This is a genomic window from Streptomyces sp. NPDC006997 (assembly GCF_040635175.1).
Taxonomy (GTDB): domain Bacteria; phylum Actinomycetota; class Actinomycetes; order Streptomycetales; family Streptomycetaceae; genus Streptomyces.
Genome location: NZ_JBEYHH010000066.1, coordinates 1 through 23080, shown reverse-complemented (window position 1 = coordinate 23080; position 23080 = coordinate 1). Strand labels below are relative to the sequence as shown.

The 23080-nt window shown below is 73.8% G+C and carries 12 protein-coding genes; 9 read left to right on the top strand and 3 right to left on the bottom strand.

Annotated elements, in window-relative coordinates; translation table 11 throughout:
* Positions 1-1519: 1519 nt before the first annotated feature.
* Both ABZ659_RS34730 and ABZ659_RS34725 read right to left on the bottom strand, forming a co-directional pair.
* Positions 1520-3016: an MFS transporter gene (locus tag ABZ659_RS34730; RefSeq protein ID WP_360228626.1), complete on the bottom strand. Its 1497-nt coding sequence runs from the start codon at positions 3014-3016 to the stop codon at positions 1520-1522.
* Entirely contained in the window at positions 3006-4247 is a 1242-nt protein-coding gene (locus ABZ659_RS34725; protein ID WP_360228623.1) for a LuxR C-terminal-related transcriptional regulator, read from the bottom strand. Before ABZ659_RS34725 ends, ABZ659_RS34730 begins: the two co-directional genes overlap by 11 nt.
* A 326-nt stretch (positions 4248-4573) precedes the next feature.
* Between ABZ659_RS34725 and ABZ659_RS34720 the strand changes: the two genes are divergently transcribed.
* The 9 genes from ABZ659_RS34720 to ABZ659_RS34680 are packed head-to-tail and all read left to right on the top strand — an operon-like array spanning position 4574 to position 22129.
* The gene (locus ABZ659_RS34720; RefSeq protein ID WP_360228620.1) at positions 4574-11860 is read left to right on the top strand and encodes an amino acid adenylation domain-containing protein; all 7287 of its coding nucleotides are present in this window, start codon (positions 4574-4576) and stop codon (positions 11858-11860) included.
* A gap of 5 nt (positions 11861-11865) precedes the next feature.
* Positions 11866-13569 carry a thioester reductase domain-containing protein gene (locus ABZ659_RS34715; RefSeq protein WP_360228617.1) on the top strand — a complete coding sequence of 568 codons (1704 nt, stop codon included), beginning with the start codon at positions 11866-11868 and terminating at the stop codon, positions 13567-13569.
* A complete protein-coding gene (locus ABZ659_RS34710) occupies positions 13566-15323 on the top strand; it encodes a fatty acyl-AMP ligase (RefSeq protein ID WP_360228614.1) in 1758 nt (585 codons plus the stop codon). The genes ABZ659_RS34715 and ABZ659_RS34710 overlap by 4 nt, the downstream gene beginning before the upstream one ends.
* Positions 15320-17002 (top strand): acyl-CoA dehydrogenase, encoded by a 1683-nt coding sequence (locus tag ABZ659_RS34705; protein WP_360228611.1) that lies wholly within the window; start codon positions 15320-15322, stop codon positions 17000-17002. Before ABZ659_RS34710 ends, ABZ659_RS34705 begins: the two co-directional genes overlap by 4 nt.
* A complete protein-coding gene (locus tag ABZ659_RS34700; RefSeq protein WP_360228608.1) occupies positions 16999-18756 on the top strand; it encodes an acyl-CoA dehydrogenase in 1758 nt (585 codons plus the stop codon). The genes ABZ659_RS34705 and ABZ659_RS34700 overlap by 4 nt, the downstream gene beginning before the upstream one ends.
* 20 nt (positions 18757-18776) lie before the next feature.
* Entirely contained in the window at positions 18777-19052 is a 276-nt protein-coding gene (locus ABZ659_RS34695) for an acyl carrier protein (protein ID WP_360228605.1), read from the top strand.
* A gap of 46 nt (positions 19053-19098) precedes the next feature.
* Entirely contained in the window at positions 19099-20292 is a 1194-nt protein-coding gene (locus ABZ659_RS34690; RefSeq protein WP_360228602.1) for a cytochrome P450, read from the top strand.
* 41 nt (positions 20293-20333) lie between these two features.
* Positions 20334-21569: a cytochrome P450 gene (locus ABZ659_RS34685; RefSeq protein ID WP_360228599.1), complete on the top strand. Its 1236-nt coding sequence runs from the start codon at positions 20334-20336 to the stop codon at positions 21567-21569.
* Between the two features lie 5 nt (positions 21570-21574).
* Complete coding sequence (locus ABZ659_RS34680; protein WP_360228596.1) at positions 21575-22129, top strand: NADPH-dependent FMN reductase; 555 nt, start codon at positions 21575-21577, stop codon at positions 22127-22129.
* A 521-nt stretch (positions 22130-22650) separates the two neighbouring features.
* Here ABZ659_RS34680 and ABZ659_RS34675 read toward each other — a convergent pair.
* The gene (locus ABZ659_RS34675; RefSeq protein WP_360228593.1) at positions 22651-22800 is read right to left on the bottom strand and encodes a hypothetical protein; all 150 of its coding nucleotides are present in this window, start codon (positions 22798-22800) and stop codon (positions 22651-22653) included.
* Positions 22801-23080 lie beyond the last annotated feature (280 nt).

Genomic DNA, 23080 nt, shown 5'->3' with positions numbered 1-23080 from the left:
GGCAAGACACCGACACCTCACGCCCCATGCAACGTACACCTAAGACGACCAACAGCCACCCACCCACCACCACAAACCCACACAAACACACCCCAGCACCAAACCACACACCCACACTAACAAACCGCATGGGCGGTTTCATACACCCACGACCAACACACCCACCCCCACCACCCCCCAACGGCGACCCAACAGCACCCCCAAACAGCGGCCCCCCTACCCCACCACGCCACCCACCACAGCCCACCAAACAGCCACCACAACCACCACCAATCCTCCTAAACCCTGCATCTACTCGCGGCGCTCACCGGCGACTGCAGGCAGCACCGGACGGACGAGCCGGGGGCGGCGTGCACCCCCTCCAATCGCGCATTGAAACACGTTCAACAGCCCCGACAAGCTATCCCTCCACAACCCACCCCTCTCGATTCTCGATACGGGCTGAGGATAGGGATTCTGACGGCAGGCGGCAGCCCGCTGCGCGCGCGGACGGGGCAAGCCGCGGTGACTTGATGAAGTTTTTGGCTGTTCTGACGGCATGTGCTGGCCCCTATCAGTACTACGAGAGAACAAAGCCCCACAACACCACGGCAGCCGAAGCCACGGAGAGTCAACGAAACGTGGACGGACCCGCGTGGTGCTCCACGAAGACAAAACGGCTCTCCTCGAAAAGCTCAACGAGCAGCGCTTCAACTGTGAGGACGGCTGGCGCCTCCCCGGCACGACAACCCGGCAACTGACCGACGACAAAGGCGGACAGGTCGTCCGACTGGCGTCGGCAGTTCGGCCCCCAGCGGAAAGCCGCTCCCCCGCGACGGCCGCCGCTGACACCGCGACTCCTCGACCCCCATCGAGATACACACAAACCCTCCACCCCGACCGCGATCAGCACGACGAACCGAAGCTGTCCGCCTTCCACGGTGATCCCCACATCGAGAACACCTGCACGATGACGCCCGAGGGGCGAGTACGTACGGACCGCCGCCCAGGGCACCACCCAGGGCAACGACGACTGGTACGCGGTGTGCGCGCTCACCGGCGGCACCGCCACCACCTACGACACCATCACCCCCCAGCTCATCGACGCCATCCGGTACGGCGTCAACCGCCTGCGCGTGTCGGGCGGCGCGGCCCGCGCCATCACCGGACACCGCGACCACCACTCCACGGAGTGCCCCGGCGCCCTCTACGCCCGGGTCCTCAACGGCGAGGTGAACCCCGGCGGCGGACCCCTGCCGTACCCCGGGGTGAGCTTCCGGCAGCCCCCGACGTTCGTGCACGCGAGCGTGGCGACCTGGCAGTACCGGATGAACACCCGGTTCGGGTACGCCCCGGCCGTGGACGGACAGGGATCGAGAAAGGCCAAGGGCCGGTTTCGAATGTTCTCGAAACCGGCCCTTGGCCTGCGAATGTCTCCAGGCGGGACGAGCCAGGGGCAGCAGTCCCCGTGTGCGAGGACTGCGGCACACCACCAGGCGCCTGGCACGGAGCACGGGCGGGCTGACCGCCCTCCGCGTTCTCAAGCGCCGGCCGGCACCGCCGCCGCGGCCCTGCGCAGTGGGGGCACGCACGCCAGGGCGAGCAGGGACAACGCCAGGTTCAGCACCAACGTCACGGTGAAGGCGTGCGCGTAGGCGTGCCGGGAGGCACCGTCGCCGAGGGTGCTGAAGTAGACCAGGCCGACCAGGGCGATGCCCACGGACATGCCGAGCTGGCCCGCCGTCTCCAGCACGCCCGCCGCGCTGCCGGCCTCCTGGGGTGGTACGCCGGTGAGCGCGGCGCCGAGAAGCGGGCTGACGCCCAGGCCCTGGCCGACGCCGACGACGACGAGCGCGGGGACCAGCAGCGGCCCCGAGAGCGAGTCGCCCGCGGCCAGCGCCGTGCACAGCAGGAGCAGGTAGCCGAGGGCGTTGAGCCCGTACCCGGCGGTCAGGACGTGCGGACCCAGCCGCGGCATGATCTTCGGCAGGGCCATGGAGGTGACCGTGAAGGCGACGCCGAGCGGGGCGAACAGCAGGCCGGACTCGAGGGCCGAGTAGCCGAGGCCGCTCTGCAACTGGACGGCGAGCACGAAGAACAGCCCGGCGTTGCAGGCGAAGAACGCGAGGAAGAGCGCGTTGCCGAAGCGGTAGGCGCGCAGCCTCAGCAGGGGCGGGTTGACCAGGGGCTGTCCGCCGCGCTCGGACAGCCGTCGCTGCCACCAGCCGAACGCGCCGAAGCACGGCACGGAGAGCGCCATCATCACGAAGGACCACACGGGCCAACCAGCCGCACGTCCTTCGGCCAGCGGGAAGGACAGCAGCAACAGCGCCAGCGTGAGCAGGCCGACGCCCGGCAGGTCCAGCCGGGGTCGCCGGGTGCCGCGGGCGCCGGGCATGGTCAGCGCGGCACCGGCGATGGCGGCCAGCCCCAGGGGCAGGTTGACCAGGAAGACCGGGCGCCAGCCCCAGCCGAAGAGATCCAGGTGGACCAGGACGCCGCCGATCATCTGGCCGGTGATCGCGGCCAGTCCGATGGTGACGCCGAACAGGGCGAGGGCCCGGTCACGCCGGGTGCCCGTGAAGGACGTCTGGATGATGGAGAGGATCTGCGGGAAGAACAGCGCCGCGGCGAGGCCCTGGAGACAGCGGAACGCGATCAGCGTCCCCGGGTCCGGCGCGATGCCGCAGCACAGCGAGGCGACGGTGAACAGGCCGAGGCCGGTGAGGAACATCCGCTTGTAGCCCAGGATGTCGCCGAGCCGACCGCCGGTGACGAGGAACAGCCCGTACACCAGAACGTAGCCGCCGACCGTCATCTCCGCCGCGGAGACCGAGGCGCCGAGGTCGGCGCGGATGGAGGGGATGGCGACGTTGACGATGTAGGAGTCCATCATCGCCATGAACGTGGCGGCCATCGCGACCAGGACCATCGCCCTGACCCGCGCGGGTGGCAGCGGCGGTGGGCCGGCGCCGTCCGCCGCGGTGTCCGTCGGCTCGCTCCGGTCGGTGACCGAGACGGACTTGTCATCCTGCATGTGCCGGCCTGCTTTCGTGGGTGGGGGGCGTGAGGTCGGTGTCCGACGCGGCTCGCAGCAGGTGGAGACGGGCCCCCACCAGTTCGACGCGCGAGGAGACGCCGAGCTTCTGGAAGATCTTCCGGAGGTGGAAGTTGACGGTGTGGGGTGACAGGTTGACGCGGGACGCTATCTGACGGTTCGTCAGTCCGGTGGCGACCAGGCGGGCGATAGTCCGCTCGGTGGAACTCAGCGGATCGCGCTCCTCCTCGTCCGCCGACCGCTCGTGCCGAAGCAGGCCGGCGGCCTGGCGCAGCAGCGGGTGGCGGAATCGCAGCCGGTCGCCGTCAAGGACGAGCACACCGGCTTCCACCGCCTCGCGGGCGGAGCCGAGCGCGGACACCGCCCGGCCGTCCGGGAGGTGAACCAACTGGCTCATCCGGGGCGGGAGGTGCCGTGCGGCCACCGCACACAGGAGGTCCCGGGCCGGGCCGGACAGCCGGGGGTCCGCGCGCAGCAGCGCGGTCACCACGTGCGGCGGGGGTGACGTCTGCGTCAGAGCGGCGACACCGCCGCACACCCGGTAGCCGGCTGAGGCGACCAACTCGTCCAGTACCGCCGCCAACAGAGCGGGATGGCCACCGCAGGCCGTGATCAGGTGCTCGACCGAAGCGTCCGGCGATCCGCCGAGCCGGTCCTCGGCCATCCGCAGCGCGTCCCGGCGGCGCAGCGGGCCGAGCGTGAGGGCGACGGTGTCCGGATGCCGCGACAGCGCGTGCGGAGCCGGTCCTCCGGTGCCCGACAGCAGCCACAGCACCCGACGGGCCGACGCGGCGGGCAGTCCGCGCAGGGCGGCCAGCACACCGGGATCACCCCAGGCGACATCGTCCAGGGCGATGAGCACGGGCCGGGCCGTGGCCGCAGGGCCCGGCAACTCGGCGTCGAGCACCTCGTCGAGGAGGCCGGGACCGGGCGCGGCGGCGTCCTGCCCGACCGAACCGGAGAATGCCTGAAAACCGATCGAGTCAGATACGAAGGAGGCCGCCAGCAACAGCCTTCCGTGCCGCGTCACAGGGCCGTGCAGCACATCAAAACCGGCCTGGCGCGCGATATCCGAAACTCGATCGACCAAAACGGTCTTTCCGCAACCTTTCGGACCGTTGAGCAGAATCAAGTCGCTCCGCCCACGCCGTGTCCGGTGTAACCGCTGGCGTATTAGTCCCTGTTCATGGACACGGCCGTGCAGCTTCATTTCTCCCCCTGCGTGCCTGGTGCAGCAAGCGCTTCTGACCTACGTTCACGAGCCACCTGTCATGAGCGAGCCAACCGACACTAACCGGCCAGGGCAGAAAGAAGGCCATGTCCCCGTGGTTCTTCTAGTGGGTTGCGAGGCGAAATCCAGGCCCTGTGCAGCGCCGTACCCGGAGCCCGCACGGCGCCTTACCCCAGTCTGCTTTCACCCGTCAACTACTCGAACAAGTAGTGGCTGGTTTCCCGATCCTTTGACAGCTTTGCAGGGGCCGCGGAGTGCGTCCGCAGGGCCGCGAAGCCATCTCTACGGGGGAGAGTCCCATCGACATGCCAGACGCTGACCGGGGGATTCGTCTGCCGTTGACCGCCGCGCAGTCAGGCGTGTGGGCCGCACAGCGGCTGAGCCCGGCGAACCCGCGCTACAACTGCGCCAGCTATCTGGAGATCCACGGTCCCGTCGACCCCGGGCGGCTCCGCCACGCGGTGGCGGTCGCGCTCTCCGAGGCCGACGCGCTGCGCGTACGGCTGGACGACGACGGTGACGGCCCCGGCCAGACCGTGCTGTCCCCCGCCGCGCACGACCCACTCGACGTCCTCGACCTGTCGGCCGCCGAAGCCCCCCGGGACGCCGCCGAGGCATGGATGCGCGCCGACCTCTCCCGACCGGTGGAACTGACGGCCGGCCCGCTGGTCCGGCACGTGCTCATCCGGGAGTCCGCCGACCGCTGGCTGCTGTACCTGCGCTACCACCACGTGGTGATGGACGGCCTCGGCCACACGGTCCACGTCCGGCGCGTCGCCGCGGTCTACACCGCCCTCACGACCGGCGTCGAACCCCCCGCCGTACGCCCCCTGCCGCTGCGCACCCTGGTCGAGGAGGACGCGGCGTACCCGCACACACCCGCCTTCGCCCGCGACCGCGCCTACTGGCTCGACCGGTTCGCGGACCGTCCCGCCCCGGTGAGCCTGGGCGAGCGGCACACGGGCACCACGGGCGGGCTGCTGCGCCGCACCACCGATCTCCCGCCCGCCGACACCGCGCTGCTGCGGGACACCGCCCGGCGGCTGGCGGCCCGCCCCTCCACGCTGTTCGTCGCGGCCGTGGCCGCCTACCAGGGCAGGCTGACCGGAAGCGAGGAGACCGTGCTGCGGGTGCCGCTGCCCGCCCGTCCCAGCAGCGCGGCCATCGGCACCCCGGCCATGTTCGCGAACGAGCTGCCCGTGCGCGTCGCGGTGCCCCGTGCCGCCTCCTTCGCCGAGGTGGCCGCCGACGTGTCACGGGAACTCGGCCGCGCCCTGCGCCACCAGCGCTTCCGCGGCGAGCGACTGCACCGGGAGCTGTTCCCCGAGGGGCGCCGCGAGCCGCTCGCCGGGACCACGGTCAACGTGGTCACCTTCGACGCCGAGGTGTTCTTCGGGGACGTGCCGAGCACCGCGCACCACCTGTCCTCCGGGCCGGTCGACGACCTGCGCTTCGACATCTTCTCCGACGCCCGCGGCACCCGGGTGCGGCTGAACGCCGACGCCAACCCCGACCGGCACTCTCCCGGCGCCCTGGCCGCCCACAGCCGCCGACTGCTCACCCTGTTGCGCGCGGCGCTCGCCGACTCCGCACTGCCGGTGGGTCGCCTGCCGTTGGCGGACGACGACGAACGGCGCGCCGTGCTCGCCGCGGGCGCTCCACGCCGACGCGACTACGCCCCGGACGCCCGGCTGCACGAGCTGGTCGAGGCCCAGGCCCGCCGCACCCCCGACGCCGTGGCCGCCACCGACGGCACGACGGCCCTGACCTACGGTGAACTGGTCCAGCGCGCAAGCCGGTTGGCCCGCCACCTCGGTGAGCGGGAGGTGGCACCGGGAACGGTCGTCGGCGTGTACCAGGAGCGCTCGGTGCACCTGGTGGTCTCCCTGCTCGCCGTCCTCATGTCCGGCCGGGCCTACCTGCCGCTGGATCCCGAACTGCCCACGGAGCGTGTCGCCTTCCAGATCGCGGACGCGGCCGTCACCACCGTCCTGACCACCGCGCGGCTCGCTGACGGCGCCGGTACCGGGGTCCAGGTCATCGCCGTCGACGAGCTGCCGCCCGCCCCGCCCCCGGCCGACACCCCGCCGCCCGTCGGCGGCCCCGCCGACCTCGCGTACGTCATCTACACCTCGGGGTCGACCGGCACCCCCAAGGGCGTCGCCGTGCCGCACCGCGGCGTGGTCAACCGTCTGCTGTGGATGCAGGAGGAGTACGCCCTCGAACCCGGCGAGTGCGTGCTGCAGAAGACACCGTTCACGTTCGACGTGTCGGTGTGGGAGTTCTTCTGGCCGCTGCTCGCCGGCGCCCGGGTGCACCTCCTCGCCCCCGGCGCCCACCGCGACCCCAGGGCGGTGGCCGCGGCCGTCCGGGACCACGGGGTGACCACCCTGCACTTCGTGCCGCCGATGCTCGACCTCTTCCTGGCCGAGCCCGGGGCCGCCGCGCTGCCCGGGCTGCGCCGCGTGGTGTGCAGCGGCGAGGCGCTGCGGCCGGAGACCGTGGCCCGGTTCTTCGCCGTGTACGGCCCCCCGGCCGACGCCCCCGGCCTCTACAACCTCTACGGGCCGACCGAGGCCTCCATCGACGTCACCCACCTGCGCTGCACCGAGCGGCACGCGGAAGGCCCGGTGCCGATCGGCCGCGCCGTCGCCAACACCAGCCTGTACGTCCTCGACCCGGGCGGCGAGCCCCTGCCGTTCGGCGTGCCCGGGGAACTGCACATCGGCGGCGTGCAGGTCGCCGCAGGCTACCTCAACCGGCCCGAGCAGACCGCGGAACGGTTCGTCGCGGACCCGTACACACCGGGCGGGGGCGTGCTGTACCGCACCGGCGACCTGGCCGTGCTGCGCGAGGACGGCACGGTCGAGTACCGGGGCCGGATCGACCACCAGGTCAAGATCCGCGGCTTCCGCATCGAACCGGGTGAGGTCGAGTCGACGCTGCTGGCGCTGCCCGGCGTCGAGCAGGCTGTCGTCACCGCCCCACGGCAGCCCGACGGGCAGCGCCGGCTGCTCGCCCACGTCGTGGCCCCCGGCGCCGACGCGGAGCTGCTGACGGCGGCCCTGGCCACGCGGCTGCCCGAGTACATGGTGCCGTCCTCGATCGTGCTGCTCGACGCCCTGCCCCTGTCGCCCAACGGCAAGGTGGACCGGCGCGCGCTGGCCGTCCCCGCCTCCTCCGGCGACGCCGGTACGCCCGGGACGGCGGACGGTACCGGACCGCGCGACGACGTGGAGCAGCAGGTCCACGACGCCTTCGCGGCGGTGCTCGGCGCGGAGCGCGTCAACCTCGGCGCCTCCTTCTTCGCGCTGGGCGGCGACTCCCTGCTCAGCATCCGGCTGCGGACCGCCCTGGAACACACCGGGCGCACCTTCGACCTGCCGGACCTGTACGACGCGCCGACCGTCCGCGCGCTGGCCCGCCGCACCCGGCCGTACACCCCTGCCGGACCGGGCACCCGCCCCTTCTCGCTGCTGTCCGCACCCGACCGCGACCTGCTGCCCGAGGGCCTGGACGACGCCCATCCGCTCAGCAGTATGCAGTCCGGCATGGTCTTCCACGCCGCGTACGAGGAGAACTCGTCGGTCTACCGGGTGGTCACCAGCGTCCGCGTCGGGCTGCCCTTCGACGAACGGCCGCTGCGCGCCGCGCTGGACGCCACCGTCCGGCGCCACCCGGCGCTGCGCAGCTCGTTCCACCTGACCGGCTTCAGCGAGCCGCTCCAGCTGGTGCACCGGGACGTAACCGTCCCCCTCGCCGTCGACGAGGCGCTGCGCGGCACGGACCCCGGGGAGCGCGACGCCCGGCTGGCCGAGTGGGCCGACGCGGCCAAGCACCGTGACTTCGACCTGACCACGGCCCCGCTGCTGGCCTTCACAGCCCATCCGCTGGACGGGGAGGCGTTCCAGCTGAGCGTGGTCGAACACCATGTGGTGCTGGACGGCTGGAGCGACGCGGCGATGTTCGACGAGATCGTCGCCCGCTACCGGGCCGCGCTCTCGCGGGAGGACCTGTTCCTGCCCGAGGTCCCCGCCACCTTCCGGGAGTTCGTCGCCGCGGAACGGCGGGCGGCCGAGCGCCCCGAGCACCGCGCCTTCTGGGACCGGGAGCTGGCGGGAGCCGAGCCGGCACCGCTGCCCACCCGTGCCACGGGCCGCCCGGCCGGGGCCCGGCACCGGCGGTTCGACGTGCCGCTGGGACAGACGACGGGGGCCCGGGTCAGCGAGGCGGCACGGACCGCCGGGATCCCCGTGAAGTCCCTGCTCGCCGCCGCCCACGCCGTCGTACTGCACGCGGTGGCACCGGGCGACGAGGTGCTCACCGGCGTCGTCACGCACGGGCGGCTGGAGAGCGACGGCGGGGACCAGACGATCGGCGTGTTCCTCAACACGCTGCCGCTGCGGCTGACCGTGTCCGGCGGCAGCTGGCTGGACCTGGCGCGCCAGGTCCACGCGCACGAACAGCGCACGCTGCCACACCGCCGCTACCCCTTCGCCCGCGTCCTGCGCGATCACCCGGGCCTCGCCCTGGACTCGTACGTCAACTTCATGGACTTCCACCAGCGGTGGGGCTCCGACGCCGCGATCCAGGACGGCTTCGGGATCGCGGAGACCAACTTCCCGCTCGCCGTGAACTTCCTGGTGGACCCGGCGGGCGGCCGGCTGCGACTCTGGCTGGACTGCGACACCTCCCTGCTGGACACCGGCTTCTGCGACCGCCTGGTCGGCTACTACGCGCGTGCCCTGGACGCGCTCGCCGCCGACCCGGCGGCGGCCCCGGTCACGGACCTGCGCGGCGCGGACGAGAGGGCCCTGCTGGACGCCTGGAACGACACGGCGGTGCCGTACGACACCGGCGCGACCGTCAGCGGGCTGATCGACCGGCAGATCGCCGCCGCCCCGCGGGCCCTCGCGCTCGTCGACGGCCGTACCCGCCTCAGCTACGCCGAACTGGACGAGCGGGCCGCCCGGCTCGCCCGCCATCTGCGGGCGGGCGGCGCCCGGCGGGGCGGCCGGATCGGCGTGCGCGTGCGACGCTCGGCCGACCTCGTCATCACCCTGCTCGCCATCGCCCGCACGGGCGCCGCATACGTCCCCATGGACCCCGGCTTCCCGGCCGAGCGGCTCCGCTACATCGCCGCGGACGCCGCGCTGGACTGCCTGGTCACCGACGCCGACGGGCCGCGGGACCCGGCCGCGGGCGCCGTCGTACGGCTCGACCTGGACGCGCCGCGGATCGCCGCGCGACCCGCCGGTCCGCTGGACGACGGCCCGCGCGCCGACGACCCGGTGTACGTCATCTACACGTCCGGCACCACCGGCCGCCCGAAGGGGACGGTGCTGCGGCACCGCAACGTCGGCAACTTCTTCGCCGGCATGGACCGGCGGATCGGGCTCGGGGCCGACGACGTCGTCCTCGCGCTCACCAGCGTCTCGTTCGACATCTCCGTGCTCGAACTGCTGTGGCCGCTGACCCGGGGAGCGGCCGTCGTCGTGGGCGGTGAGCGGATGATCGAGCGGCTCACCCCGGCCGACGGCGAGGACTCCCTGCGGGACCTCCTCGACCGCCATCTCGTCACCCTGGTGCAGGCGACCCCCTCCTTCCTCGCCGCGGTGGCGGCCCAGCCGGAGGTCCTCTCCGCGCTGCGCCCCCTGCGGGCCCTGCTGGTGGGCGGCGAGGCGTTCCCCTCCGGGCTGGCCCGGCGGCTGCTGATGGCGCTGCCCCGGGTCCGGGTGTTCAACATGTACGGCCCGACGGAGACGACCATCTGGTCGGCCGTCCACGAACTCGACCGCGAACGGGACGTGGACGCCACCGCCCTGCCGATCGGGCGGCCGATCGCCAACACGGCCGTGCGGGTCGTCGCCGGGGACGGCCGCGAGGTCCCCGTGGGCGTCGCCGGTGAGCTGTGGATCGGCGGCGACGGTGTCGCGGAGGGGTACCTGGGCCGGCCCGAGCTGACGACCGAGCGGTTCGTCACGACGGCCGGGGGCCGCTGGTACCGGACCGGCGACCGGGTGCGGTGGCGGGCCGACGGGCTGCTGGAGTTCCTGGGCCGGATCGACCGCCAGGTGAAGATCCTCGGGCACCGGGTGGAGCCCGACGAGGTGGAGAGCGTCCTCTCCCGCCATCCCGAGGCCGCCTCGGTCGCCGTGGTCGCCGCGCCGCGCGGGGACGGCGGGGCGGAGCTCGTCGCCTACGTGGCCCCGGCGGCGCGGGACGAGGACGCCGACGGTGAGCGGGCCCACGTCGACCGCTGGCGGGACGTGTGGGAGGGGGCGTACACCCCCGGCACGGACGACGCCACCCGCGCCGCCAGCCCCCACGACACCCCCGGCACCGAGGACCCGGTGGCCGCCGGCACCGCCGTACCCCATGTGACCGCCGTACACCACGCCGCGCCCGCCGCGCCGCAGCGCACCGGCTCACCGGCTCCCGTCGGCTCCGGGACGCGGGGCGCACAGGAGACGCGGGACTTCGCCGGGTGGCTGAGCAGCTACACCCAGCGGCCCATCCCCGCGCACGAGATGCGGGAGTGGCTCGGGCACACCGTCGACCGCATCCGCCGGATCAGCGGGACGGACCGCGCCAGGATCGTGGACGTCGGCGTGGGCGTCGGCCTCTACCTGCGCCGACTCGCCCCCGGTGCCGGCTCCTACCTGGGGCTCGACCTGTCCCCGGCCGCCCTGGCCACCGCCGCGGCGTCGGTCACCGAGGGCGGCACGCTGCCCGGCCACATCACGCTCCGCCAGGCCGAGGCCACGGTCCTCGCCGAGCTGCCCGACGCCAGCGCCGACCTGGTGCTGTTCAACTCCGTCGTGCAGTACTTCCCCAGCCCCGACTACCTGCGCCGCGTCCTCACCGAGGCGGCCCGCGTCGTCGGCCCCCGGGGCGCCGTCTTCGTCGGCGACGTCCGGGACCTGGCCCTGCTGCCCGCCTTCCACGCGGACACCCAGCTGCGCCGGGCCCCCGCGCTCACCCCCGCCCGGGAGGTTGCCGCCGCCTCGGTGAGGGCCCTCGCCGAGGAGCGCGAACTGTGCCTGACCCCCGGCTTCTTCCAGGACTTCGCGGCGGCCACCGGCCTCCGCCCGCGCGTCGAACTCAAACGCGGCCGGCACGCGAACGAGCTGACCCGGTTCCGCTGGGACGTGACCCTGTACGGCCCCGACCGGGCCCCCGACGACACCGACGGCAAGCGACTGCCGTGGACCGACCTCCCCGGTCTCGACGCCCTCGCGGAACTGCTGGCGGACACCGCCACGGACAGGTCCCTGACCGTCACCGGCCTGCCCGACGGGCGACTGGTACGCCCCCTCGCCGCCCTGGCCTTGCTGCGCGGCGCGCGGACCGCCGACCAGACCGCCTGGGAGCTGGAGCGCGCGCTGTGGGAGACCTCGGCCGACCAGGGCGTCGACCCGGAGAACCTCGCGGAACTGGCCGAGCGGAGGGGCCGTGCCGTCCGGCTGCTGCCGTCGGGGCCCGGCGGCACCGGAGAGTTCGACGTCGTCTTCGAGCCCCGGCCCGGACCGCGGCGCGCACCGCGACGGACCGCATCCGAGCCGGCGGCCCGGCCGCCGAGGAAGCAGTGACGACCGTGAACGCAACCACCCCGCCCCTGGCCAACGATCCGCTGGCCCAGACGTCCTGGGCCGCCTTCCGCACCCGGCTGCGGGAGTTCGCCGCCGACCAGCTGCCGGAGGCGATGGTCCCGTCCCGTTTCATCGTCCTGCCCGAGCTGCCCAAGCTGCCCAACGGCAAGGTGGACCGCGGCCGGCTGCCCGCGGTGCCCGACGGCGAGAGCGCCGGCACCGCCTACGTGGCCCCGCGGACGCCCCTGGAGACCCGGCTCGCCGACATCTGGGCCGATCTGCTCGGCGTCGGCCGCGTGGGCGCGAAGGACAACTTCTTCGAGCTGGGCGGCGACTCCCTCACGGCGGCCCAGATGGCGGCCCGGCTGCGCGCGGCGGCCGGCCTCCAGGTGAACCTGCGCGTCCTGTTCGACCACCCGACCCCGGAACGCCTCGCGCGCCACCTCTGCGCCCAGGACGGCCCGGCGCCCACCGCGGACGGCGGGCGGCACCCGCGGTCGGTCACCGGCGCGGACCTGGCGGCGGAGGCCGTCCTGCCCGCCGACATCACCCCGTCGGACGACGCCCTGCCACCGGCCCCGGCGCCCTACACCACGGTCCTGCTCACCGGCGGCACCGGCTACACCGGGGCGTTCCTGACACGGGAGCTGCTCGACCGGTCCGACGCCCACCTGTACGTCCTGGTGCGCGCGGACACGCCGCGGCAGGCGGCGGACCGGGTCCGGGCGGCGATGGCGCGGTACGGGGTGTGGCGCGACGGCGACGAGAGACGGTTCACCGGGGTGCCCGGCGACCTCGCCCGCCCCTACTTCGGCCTCGACCACGCCACCTACCGGCGGCTCGCCCGCGACGTGCAGATGATCGTCCACAACGGTGCCTGGTCCAGCTACGCGCTGCCGTACCGGCGGCTCAAACCGGTCAACGTGCTCGGCACCCAGGAGGTGCTGCGGCTCGCGGCACGGCACCGGATCAAGCCGGTGCACTACATCTCCTCCCTCGCGGTCTACCCGGGCCGCCCCGGAGAGCACCACTGGCCGGAGGACGCGGCGACCGACCCCGAGGGCGTGGTCGGCGGGTACCGGCAGACCAAGTGGGTCGGCGACCGCATGATGGCGCAGGCCCACCAGCGGTCACTGCCCACCTGCGTCTACCGGCCCGGCCAGATCACCGGCGCCCAGACCACCGGCGCCTGCGCCGAGGACACGTTCCTCAACGCCGCTCTCAAGGGCTGCGTACAGCTCGGCGCGGCCCTGGAGTTCGACGTGTTCCTGGAGATGACCCCGGTCGACTTCTGCGCCGCGGCGGTCGCCCACATCGCCCTCGGCGGCCAGGGCCACGGCACCGCGTTCAACCTGCCGGGCGGCCGTCCGCTCGCCTGGGACCGGCTCGTCGACCTGCTCGACGAGTGCGGCTACCCGCTGCGCCGACTGCGCTACGCCGACTGGTACGCCGAGCTGACCCGGGCCGTCGAACGCGGGGAGGAGAACGAACTCGCCCGCTTCCTGCCGCTGTTCGGCTCCGACCAGCCGGCCGAGGACCTCGGGTACGGGGGCAGCAGGCCGGTCTTCGACACCACCAACCTGCGGGCGGCGCTGACCGGTTCGGGCATCACCTGCCTGCCACCCGAGCGGGAGCTGGTCGGCCGCTACCTCGACCACTTCGAGGCCACCCGCTTCCTGCCCCCGCGCGCCGAGAGGACAGCCCCGTGACCGACCCCCTGCCGCTGGACGGGCCCAGCGCCCTGCACCTGCTGCGCCGCCACGCCGACGAACGGCCCGGCCGGGCCGCGGTCACCTTCGTCCACGACCACGACGCGGCCGACGGCGCCCGCACCCTCGACTACGCGGCCCTCGACGCGGAGGCCCGCCGCGTCGCCTCCTGGCTCCAGGACCGCTGCGCGCCCGGCGACCGCGTCCTGCTGCTGCACCCGCCGGGCCTGGCCTTCGTCACCGCCTTCCTGGGCTGCCTGTACGCGGGCGTGATCGCGGTGCCCTCACCGATGCCCGGACAGTTCCAGTACCAGCAGCGCCGGGTCACCGGCATCGCGCTGGACGCCGGGGTGGGCGTGGCCCTCACCGACACCGGACAGCTCGACGAGGCGCGCGGCTGGATCGACGCCGAGGGCCTCCCCTTCACCGTGGCGGCCAGCGACAGCGCGGGGTTCGGCGCCGCCGACCGCTGGCGCGACCCCGCGGCGGTGGCCCGGGACCTGGTCCTGCTCCAGTACACCTCCGGGTCGACCGGCGACCCCAAGGGCGTCATGGTCGACCACGGCAACCTGCTGCACAACGCCGACAGCCTGCGCCGCGCCCTCGGGCTGAGCGAGGCCACCGGCTTCGGCGGCTGGATTCCGCTTTACCACGACATGGGCCTGATGGGACAGCTGCTGCCCAGCCTGTTCCTCGGCAGCAGCTGCGCGCTGATGTCACCGATGGCGTTCCTCAAACGCCCCCACCAGTGGCTCAGCCTGATCGACCGCTACGGCCTCGGGTACTCGGCCGCGCCCAACTTCGCCTACGAACTGTGCGTGCGCCGGGTGACCGACGCCCAGCTGGAGGGGCTCGACCTGTCCCGGTGGCGGTTCGCGGCCAACGGCTCGGAGCCGATCCAGCCCTCCACCCTGCGCGACTTCGCCGAGCGCTTCGCCCCCGCCGGGTTCCGCGCCGAGGCCCTCGCCCCCTGCTACGGGATGGCCGAGGCCACCGTGTTCGTGTCCGGCCTGGCCGGACGGCCGCCCCGGATCGCCGCCGTCGACTCCGACGCCCTGGAGAAGCACGTCCTCCAACCCCCGCTGCCCGAGGGGCCGGTCCGCGAACTGGTGGGCTGCGGAGACGTACCGGACTTCGACGTGCGGATCGTCGACCCGGACGACGGCACGGTGCTGCCCGACGGCACCACCGGGGAGATCTGGCTGCGCGGACCCAGCGTGGCCGCGGGCTACTGGGGCCGCCCGGACGCCACCGAGCGCACCTTCGGCGCCCGCACCGCCGACGGCGAGGGGCCGTTCCTGCGCACCGGTGACCTGGGCGCCCTCCAGGACGGGGAGATCTACGTGACCGGGCGCGGCAAGGACCTGCTGATCGTGCACGGCCGCAACCTCTACCCCCAGGACATCGAGCACGAACTGCGGCTGCGGCACCCCGTCCTCGCCACGCTGGCCGGCACCGCGTTCACGGTGTCCGTGCCGCAGGAGGAGGTCGTGGTGCTGCACGAGGTGCGCGGCCGGTTCACCGACGAGCAGTACCAGGAGCTGGCCCGGGACATGCGTGCCACGGTCTACCAGGGCTTCGGGGTCCGCACGGCCGGCCTGGTCCTGCTCCGGCCCGGCTCCGTCCGCAAGACCACCAGCGGCAAGGTGCAGCGCGGCGAGATGCGGCGGCTGTTCCTCGACGGCGCCCTCACTCCCGTACACGCCCACCTGGAGCCGACGGTGGGCGCGCTGGTGGGCGGGGAGGGCGCGTGAGCGGCGGCGCGGCGGAGTGGCCAGGCGGCCTGCCCGGCCTGCTGGAGGCCGCCATGGACGCCGCGGCGGCGGACGGGCCGTTCCACCCGGCGGCCAGTGCCGGGCTGGACGCCCGGGAGGAGTTCCCCACCGAGGCCTGCGCGGTCCTGGACGCCTGCGGCATCGCCCGCGCCTACGTGCCGACCGCGCTGGGCGGCGTGCCCGGCGGTGTGCCCGAACTGGTCGCGGCGCTGCGCGCGGTGGCCCGCCGGGACGTGACCGTCGCCGTCGCGCACGGCAAGACCTTCCTGGGCTCGGTACCGACCTGGGTGGCCGGGCGGGAGGACGAGCGGCGGGACCTCGCCGCCAGGGTCCTCGACGGCGCGGTGGTCTCCTGGGGGCTGACCGAGCCCGGCCACGGCAGCGACCTGCTGGCCGGTGAGCTGACCGCCGTGCCCGCGCCGGGCGGGGGGTGGCGGCTGGACGGCGCCAAGTGGCCCGTCAACAACGCCACCCGGGGCCACCTCGTGTCGGTGCTGGCCCGTACGGCTCCCGGGGGCGGGCCGCGCGGGTTCAGCCTGCTCCTCGTCGACAAGGACGCGCTGGCGCCGGGTGACTGGCGACCCCTGCCCAAGGAGCCCACGCACGGTATCCGGGGCGCCGACATCAGCGGCGTCCGCTTCGACGGCGCGCACGTCCCCGAGGGGGCCCTGACCGGCCGGGTCGGCGACGGCCTGGACATCGTCCTGCGCTCCCTCCAGCTGACCAGGACCGTGTGCGCCGCCCTGTCGCTGGGCGCCGGGGAACACGCGTTGCGGCTCGCCCACGCGTTCGCGGCCGGGCGCGCCCTGTACGGCACCACCCTGCTGCGGCTCCCGCTGGCCCGCCGGGTGCTCGGGCGGGCCGCGGCCTCGCTCGCGCTCGCCGACGCCGCCTCGCTGCTGTCGGCGCGCGCGGCCCACTGCCTGACCGGTGAGATGAGCGTGGTGTCGGCGGTCGTCAAGGCCGGGGTGCCGGACATCGTGCAACTCGCCATCGACGACCTCGCCGAACTCGTCGGCGCCCGTGGGTTCCTGACCGGGCACCTGGAGCACGGCCACTTCCAGAAGCTGGAGCGCGACCACCGCATCGTCGCCATCTTCGACGGCAGCACCGCGGTGAACCGCTCCGCGCTGATCAGCCAGTTCCCGCTGCTCGCCCGCCGGATCCGCAGCGGTGAGCACGATGGCGCGGGCCTCTCCGCCACCGTCACCGCCGGACCGGTCCCGCCGCTCGACTTCGGGGCGCTGCGCCTGGTGAGCCGCACCGGGTGCAGCGTGGTGCAGGCGCTGCCCGCCGCCGCAGGCCGACTCTCCGCGCTCGCCACCGCCGGTGCCGTACCCGCGCGGGTCCACGACCTGGCCGTGGCCCTGGCCGAGGAGACCGCGGAGGTCGCGGACGCCATGGCGGCCCCGCGGCCGACCGGCCGCGACACCCCGCCGGAGGCGTTCGAGACCGCCCGCCGCTACGAACGCTGCTACGCGGGCGCCGCCGCCGCCCACCTGCTGCTCGCGGACCCCGGTGACGCGCGGCGCGTCACCCTCCTCACGGCCGCCCTCGAACGGACCCTGGAGCTGCTGCGGCCGGGCCACGAGGCGCCGTGGGAGGCGTACGAGTCCACGGTGAGGCTCTCGGAACCGGCGAAGGAGCTGGTCGCATGAGCCCGACGGCAACCGCACCCGGACCCGTCCCCCGGCCGCCGGTGGCCGGGGCGCCCACCGGCGAGGACACCGACCACCTGGAGAAGCTCTTCGCGGACGCCGGCGACCCGGCGAACCCGGTCGGCCGCGTCGCGGTGCTGGCCGCCGACGGACGCGGTGAGATGCTCCAGGCCGGCGAGGAACTGCTGACCGCCTACGGGCTGAACGCCCACTTCGTCCCCACGGAGCTGGGCGGACGCCTGAGCCGCCTCGACGAACTGGTCCGCGTCCTGCGGGCCGTCTACCGGCGCGACCCCTGCCTGGGCCTCGGCTACGGCGCCGGCTCCTTCATGGCCGCCGTCAACGTGTGGACGGCCGGCAGCGCGCGACAGCGCGCCCTGCTCGCCCGGCAGCTGCTGTCCGGCGGCCGGGCGGCCTGCGCGTACCACGAACTCGACCACGGCAACGACCTCACCCGGGCCGCCCTCACCGCCCTGCCCGGACCCGACGGCCGACTGCGCCTGAACGGCCGCAAGGAGGTCGTGGCCAACCTGCGGCGGGCCGGGACCATGGTGCTCTTCGCCCGCACCGACCCGGCCAAGGGCAACCGCAGCCACTCCCAGCTGCTCCTGCGCGCCGAGGACCTGCCCGCCGACGCCGTGCGGCACCTGGACCGGTTCACCACCGTGGGGATGCGTGGCGTGCAGCTCGGCGGCGTCGAGTTCACCGACTGCCCGGTACCCGAGGGCAGCGTCGTGGGCCGCCCGGGGCAGGGCGTGGAGACCGCCCTGCGCTCCTTCCAGCTGACCCGCGTCGCCCTGCCCGGCATGACCGTCGGGCTGGTCGACACCGCCCTGCGCACCGCCCTGCGCGGCGCCCGCGGCCGCACCCTCTACGGCGGCCGGGCGGCCGACCTGGCGCTGTCCCGTTCGGTCCTCACGGAGGTCTTCGCCGACCTGCTGCTGGCGGACACCTTCACCATGGTCGCCGCGCGGGCCGCACACACCGCGCCGGCCCAGGCGGGCGTCTACGCGAGCGCCGTCAAGGCGCTCGTGCCGATCGTCCTGATCCGCGCCGTGAGCCGCCTCTCGGAACTGCTCGGCTCGCAGTTCTATCTGCGTGACGGTGAACAGCCCCTGTTCCAGAAGCTGTTGCGGGACGTGCAGCCGTCGGCGTTCGGACACGCCTCCCGGGTCTCCTGCCAGTCAGCGCTGCTCGCGCAGCTCCCGCTCACCGCGCGCCGCGGCTGGCGGTCCGGCGCCGCCGCGCCGCTGCCCGTGGACACCTTCCGCGCCGACCGGCCGCTGCCCGGACTCCGCTTCACCGACCTCGCCGTCTCGGCCGCGGGGCGCGATCCGCTGGCCCGCTCACTCGTCACCGGCACCGAGGCCGCGGACCCGGAGGACCCCCTCACCGCGTCCGGCCGTGCCTGGTGCGCGGAGCTGGCGGCGCTCGCCGAGGACGCATCCGGGCTCGCCCCCACCCTCATCGGCCCCGACGCGTCCCCGTACGCCTTCGGCCTCACCACCCGCTGGACCGGCGTACTGGCCGCGTCGGCGTGCCTGAACACCTGGTGGTGCCGCCCCGACGCGACCACGCCCGGCGCGGCGGACCCGGCCGTCCCGCTCGCCCTGCTGCACCGGCTCGGCAACCACCTCGACCGCCACCGCGACCCGCTGCCGCGGCACCTCGCCGAGCCGCTGCACACCGAACTCGTCCGGCGCTTCGACGCCGGCCTCACCTTCGACCTCGACAGCCGCCCCACCGGGGCCTGAACCGCCGCCAGGAGAGCACCGTGTCCGAACTCACCACCGACGCCCCGCAGTCGGCCGCCCCCGAGGTCCTCGCATGGCTGCGCGGCCGGGTGGCGGCCCAGACCGGCCGCCCGGCCGAGGAGATCGCCCCCGACGCCCCGCTCAGCGACTACGGCCTGGACTCGGTGTACGTGCTCGGCCTCTGCGCCGAGATCGAGGACCACTACGGCATCGAGGTGGAGCCGACGATCATGTGGGACAACACCTCCCTCGCCGCGCTGACCGACGCCCTCCTGCCGCTGATCGCCCCGTGCTGAACCCCCCGTCCCCGCACGCCCCGCCACCACGCCCGGAGCCGCCGCGATGACCACCGTCCTGCCCGAGTTCCCGATGCCTCGCGAGCATCCGCTCGACCCGCCGCCCCAGTACCGGGCGCTCAGCGCCGAGCGCCCGGTCTTCCAGGTGCGTACGCCCCGCGGGGACACCGCCTGGGTCGTCACCCGCCACGAGGACGTACGGGCCGTCCTCACCCACCGCGCCTTCAGCTCGGATCCCCGCACGCCCGGATTCCCCACCTACGTCACCGGTGACGTGCCCCCGCCGCCGGGCTTCTTCATGCAGGCCGACCCGCCGGACCACGGACGGCTGCGCCGGACGGTGACGCGGGAGTTCCTGATCAACCAGATGGAGGCGCTGCGGCCCACGATGCGCCGCATCCTCGACGGGCTGGTCGACCGCATGAGCGCCGACGGCCGCAGGTCGGGCGACCTGGTCCGGGAGTTCGCGCTGCCGATGGCCGCCATGACCATCTGCGAGATCCTCGGTGTCCCCTTCGAGGACCACGAGCTGTTCGTGTCCCTCACCGACACCGTCCTGGACCGCACGAGCACCCCCGAGCAGGCGGTGCGGGCGGCCGGCGAGCTGATGGGCTACTTCGACCGGCTGGTCACCGCCAAGGAGGCGGAGCCGTCCGAGGACCTGTTCGGCCGGATGGTCGCCCGGTCCGCCGACGGGGGCCTCACCCACGACGAACTCGTCGGCATGGCCGCCCTGCTGCTGCTCGGCGGCTACGACACCATGGCGCAGATGATCGGCATCGGCACGGTCACGCTCTTCGAACACCCGGAGCAGCTGGCCGCGTTGCGGCGCGACGACGCGCTGCTCCCGGGCGCCGTGGAGGAGATGCTGCGGTACCTGTCCATCAACCACGCCGGGCTGCCGCGCGGAGTCACCGAGGACGTGGTCGTCGGCGGTCAGCTGATCCGGGCCGGGGACGGCGTCCTGGTGATGCTGAACGCCGCCAACCGCGACGAGACCGTCTTCCAGGACGCCGACACCTTCGACATCCACCGCGTGAACCACGGCAGGCACCTCGCCTTCGGCCACGGCTTCCACAAGTGCGTCGGGGCCACCCTCGCCCGCGTCGAACTCACCGAGGTCTTCGGCGGCCTGCTCCGGCGACTGCCCGCCCTGCGCCCCACCCGCTCCCTCGACGAACTGCCGTTCCGCCACGACATGGTGCTCTACGGCGTCCGTGAACTCCCCGTCACCTGGTGACCCCGCCTCCCGCCGACCCCGGCCTCCCGAATGGACCATCCGTGACCGTCAGCCCCCGCGCCGCCGAAGCCCTGTTCACCCCCGAGTTCGTCGCCCACCCCTACCCGGCGTACGCCGCGCTGCGCGAGGAGGGACGCGCGCACCGGGTGACCCTGCCGGGCGGCGTCGAAGCCTGGCTGCTCACCCGGTACGAGGACTGCCGCCGGGCCTTCCTCGACAACGACTCCTTCTCCAAGGACATGGCCGGTTCCTGGACGGCCTTCCAGGAGCAGCGCGTCCCGGTCACCGGTGACGTGGTGATCGGGATGGGCGACCACATGCTGGTCTCGGACCCGCCCCGCCACACCCGGCTGCGGGCCCTGGTCTCCAAGGGGTTCACGCCGCGCCGCATCGAGGCCCTCGCCCCGAGCATCGAGGCGACCGCGAACCGCCTGCTCGACGGTCTGCTGCGGCGCCGGGGCGAGGGCTCGGGCCGTGCCGACCTCACCACCGAGTTCGCCGCGCTGCTGCCGATGGAGGTCATCCGGCAGCTGCTGGACGTGCCCGCCGAGGACGGGGAGCGGCTGCGGCACGCCGTGGAGGCGGTGATGAGCAACGACGAGGACAGCAGGGAGGCCGCCATGGCCGCCTTCCAGGAGGTCCATGACACGCTGCGCGCTCTGGTGGCACGCAAGCGCGCCGAGAGCGGTGACGACCTGACGTCGGCACTCGTCAGCGCCCGCGACGAGGGGGACCGGCTCAGCGAGGACGAACTCGTGTCGATGCTGGCGCTGCTGCTCTCCGCGGGCCACGAGACCACCGTCAACCTGCTCGGCAGCACCGTCCTGGCCCTGCTGCGCCACCCCGGACAACTCGCCCTGCTCCAGCGGGAACCGGAGCGGTGGGCGGACGCGGTCGAGGAGGTGCTGCGCTGGGACGGCCCGATCCAGAACGCCATCTGGCGCTTCACCCGCAAGCCGGTCACGGTCGGGGACGTCACGATCCCCGCGGGCGAGGCGGTGGCGCTGAGCGTGGCCGCGGCCGACCGCGACCCGGCCCGCTTCCTCGACGGCGAGTCGTTCGACATCACCCGCGGCGAGCGCTCCCACCTCGCCTTCGGGCACGGCATCCACCACTGCCTGGGGGCGCCGCTGGCCCGCCTGGAGGCGCGTGTCGCCGTACCTCTGGTGTTCGCGCGGCTGCCCGGACTGGCCCTGGACGGTGAGCCGTCCTACCGTCCCTCCACCGTCTCCCGAGCGCTTTCCTCCCTGCCGGTGACCTTCGGGAACATAGGCTGACCGGCATGAAGATCCTTGGTCTGTGCGGCAGTCTGCGATCCGGGTCGTTCAACGCGTCCGTGCTGGATACGGCGGTGGGCCTGACCAGCGCCCCGCGGGAACTGGCCGTCTGGCCGGACCTGGGCCGCCTGCCCTTCTTCAACGCCGACGTCGAGGAGAGCGCGCTGCCCGGCGTCGTGGCCGAACTGCGCGCGGCGGTCGGCGCGTCCGACGGGGTGCTCATCGTGAGCCCCGAGTACGCCCACGGCACGTCCGGCGTGCTGAAGAACGCGCTGGAGTGGCTGGTCGGCGGGGGGGAGATCGCCGCCAAGCCGGTGGCCCTGGTCAGCGCGTCGACCGCGATCACCGGCGGGGACAACGCCCGGGCATGGCTGTCGCAGACGCTCACGGTGATGGGTGCCCGGGTGATCCCGCGGGACCTGCGCATCCCGCAGGCCGCGCGGAAGATCACGGACGGCAGGGTCACGGACGAGCCGACCGTGGCCGCCCTGCGTGACCTCCTGGACGACCTCGCCGACGCGGCGGCCTCGGCGCGCGAGGACAACGGAACCTTCGCCTGACGCGCGTCCCGGCCCTCCCGGCGGTCGTCCCCAGGATCCCCGGGTATGGTCAGGGCCGGTTCCGGACGCCTCCGAAACCGGCCCTGACCTGCGACTGGCTCCCGTCGGGACGGCTGGAGGCGAACCCGCGAGCCCTTGACCCCCGGGAGTGGGGGTCAAGGGTGCTTTCCGCACACGGCGGATCCTCTTGTGGCGCGTATTGTGCGTGGAGGGCTCCGCCGTTCGGGACTGCGCACGCCGTGTGGTCCCCAACCGGTCCCCAGGACGGCGCCCCTGACTGGCGGCCGTGCGCGCCAGGCGTCGTAGCCGGACTCCGCCACGTGCGGCACCCGGCAGCCCGCTCCACGGAATGGTCCTCGCCGACCGTCACACGGCTGGCTTCGCACCGCCTCCTGGGGAGGTCGCCTCACTCAGCAGCTCGGCGGCCCTGGCGGTGGAGGGCCCAACTCCGCCTGCCGCTCCGCGATCCGCTTGCGGGCCGGGGCAAGTTCGATCCGCTCACGGGTGGGGACCTCGGGCATCTACCCGGTGCCGATGAGCTGCTGTCCTCGCCAGACGTCGACGGTCCGCTCGCTGATGTCGAGGGGTTCCGCCACCTCGGCGACCTTCCGGCCGGAGTCGACCAGATCGAGGACACGGCGGCAGGACCCGGGCGGACAACTGCGGGCCATAACGGCCTCCGGAGGCTGCCGAAACGGTCAGCCCTCCAGCGATCCGACTCCATCAGACCCAGGGCAGACCAGCCTCCACCGATCCCGGAGCGGTTCACCTACCCCGGTGGCGGCATCCCGCGCCCCCGGCCCCCAGCAGGTCAGCGCACGTCGCCACCCGTACGCGACGACGACACCCCCGACAACGCCCCCTCCGAAGCCAACGGCGTCTCCGGCGCCGCCACCAGAATCGACTGCTGCAAACGCCGCAACCGCACCGACGGCTCCAACCCCAGATCCC

Bases quoted from the DNA above. Each gene is read 5' to 3' on its own strand.
- ABZ659_RS34730 (WP_360228626.1), bottom strand. From the start codon at position 3,016: ATGCAGGATGACAAGTCCGTCTCGGTCACCGACCGGAGCGAGCCGACG.
- ABZ659_RS34700 (WP_360228608.1), top strand. From the start codon at position 16,999: ATGAGCCCGACGGCAACCGCACCCGGACCCGTCCCCCGGCCGCCGGTG.
- ABZ659_RS34725 (WP_360228623.1), bottom strand. From the start codon at position 4,247: ATGAAGCTGCACGGCCGTGTCCATGAACAGGGACTAATACGCCAGCGG.
- ABZ659_RS34720 (WP_360228620.1), top strand. From the start codon at position 4,574: ATGCCAGACGCTGACCGGGGGATTCGTCTGCCGTTGACCGCCGCGCAG.
- ABZ659_RS34690 (WP_360228602.1), top strand. From the start codon at position 19,099: ATGACCACCGTCCTGCCCGAGTTCCCGATGCCTCGCGAGCATCCGCTC.
- ABZ659_RS34680 (WP_360228596.1), top strand. From the start codon at position 21,575: ATGAAGATCCTTGGTCTGTGCGGCAGTCTGCGATCCGGGTCGTTCAAC.
- ABZ659_RS34675 (WP_360228593.1), bottom strand. From the start codon at position 22,800: ATGGCCCGCAGTTGTCCGCCCGGGTCCTGCCGCCGTGTCCTCGATCTG.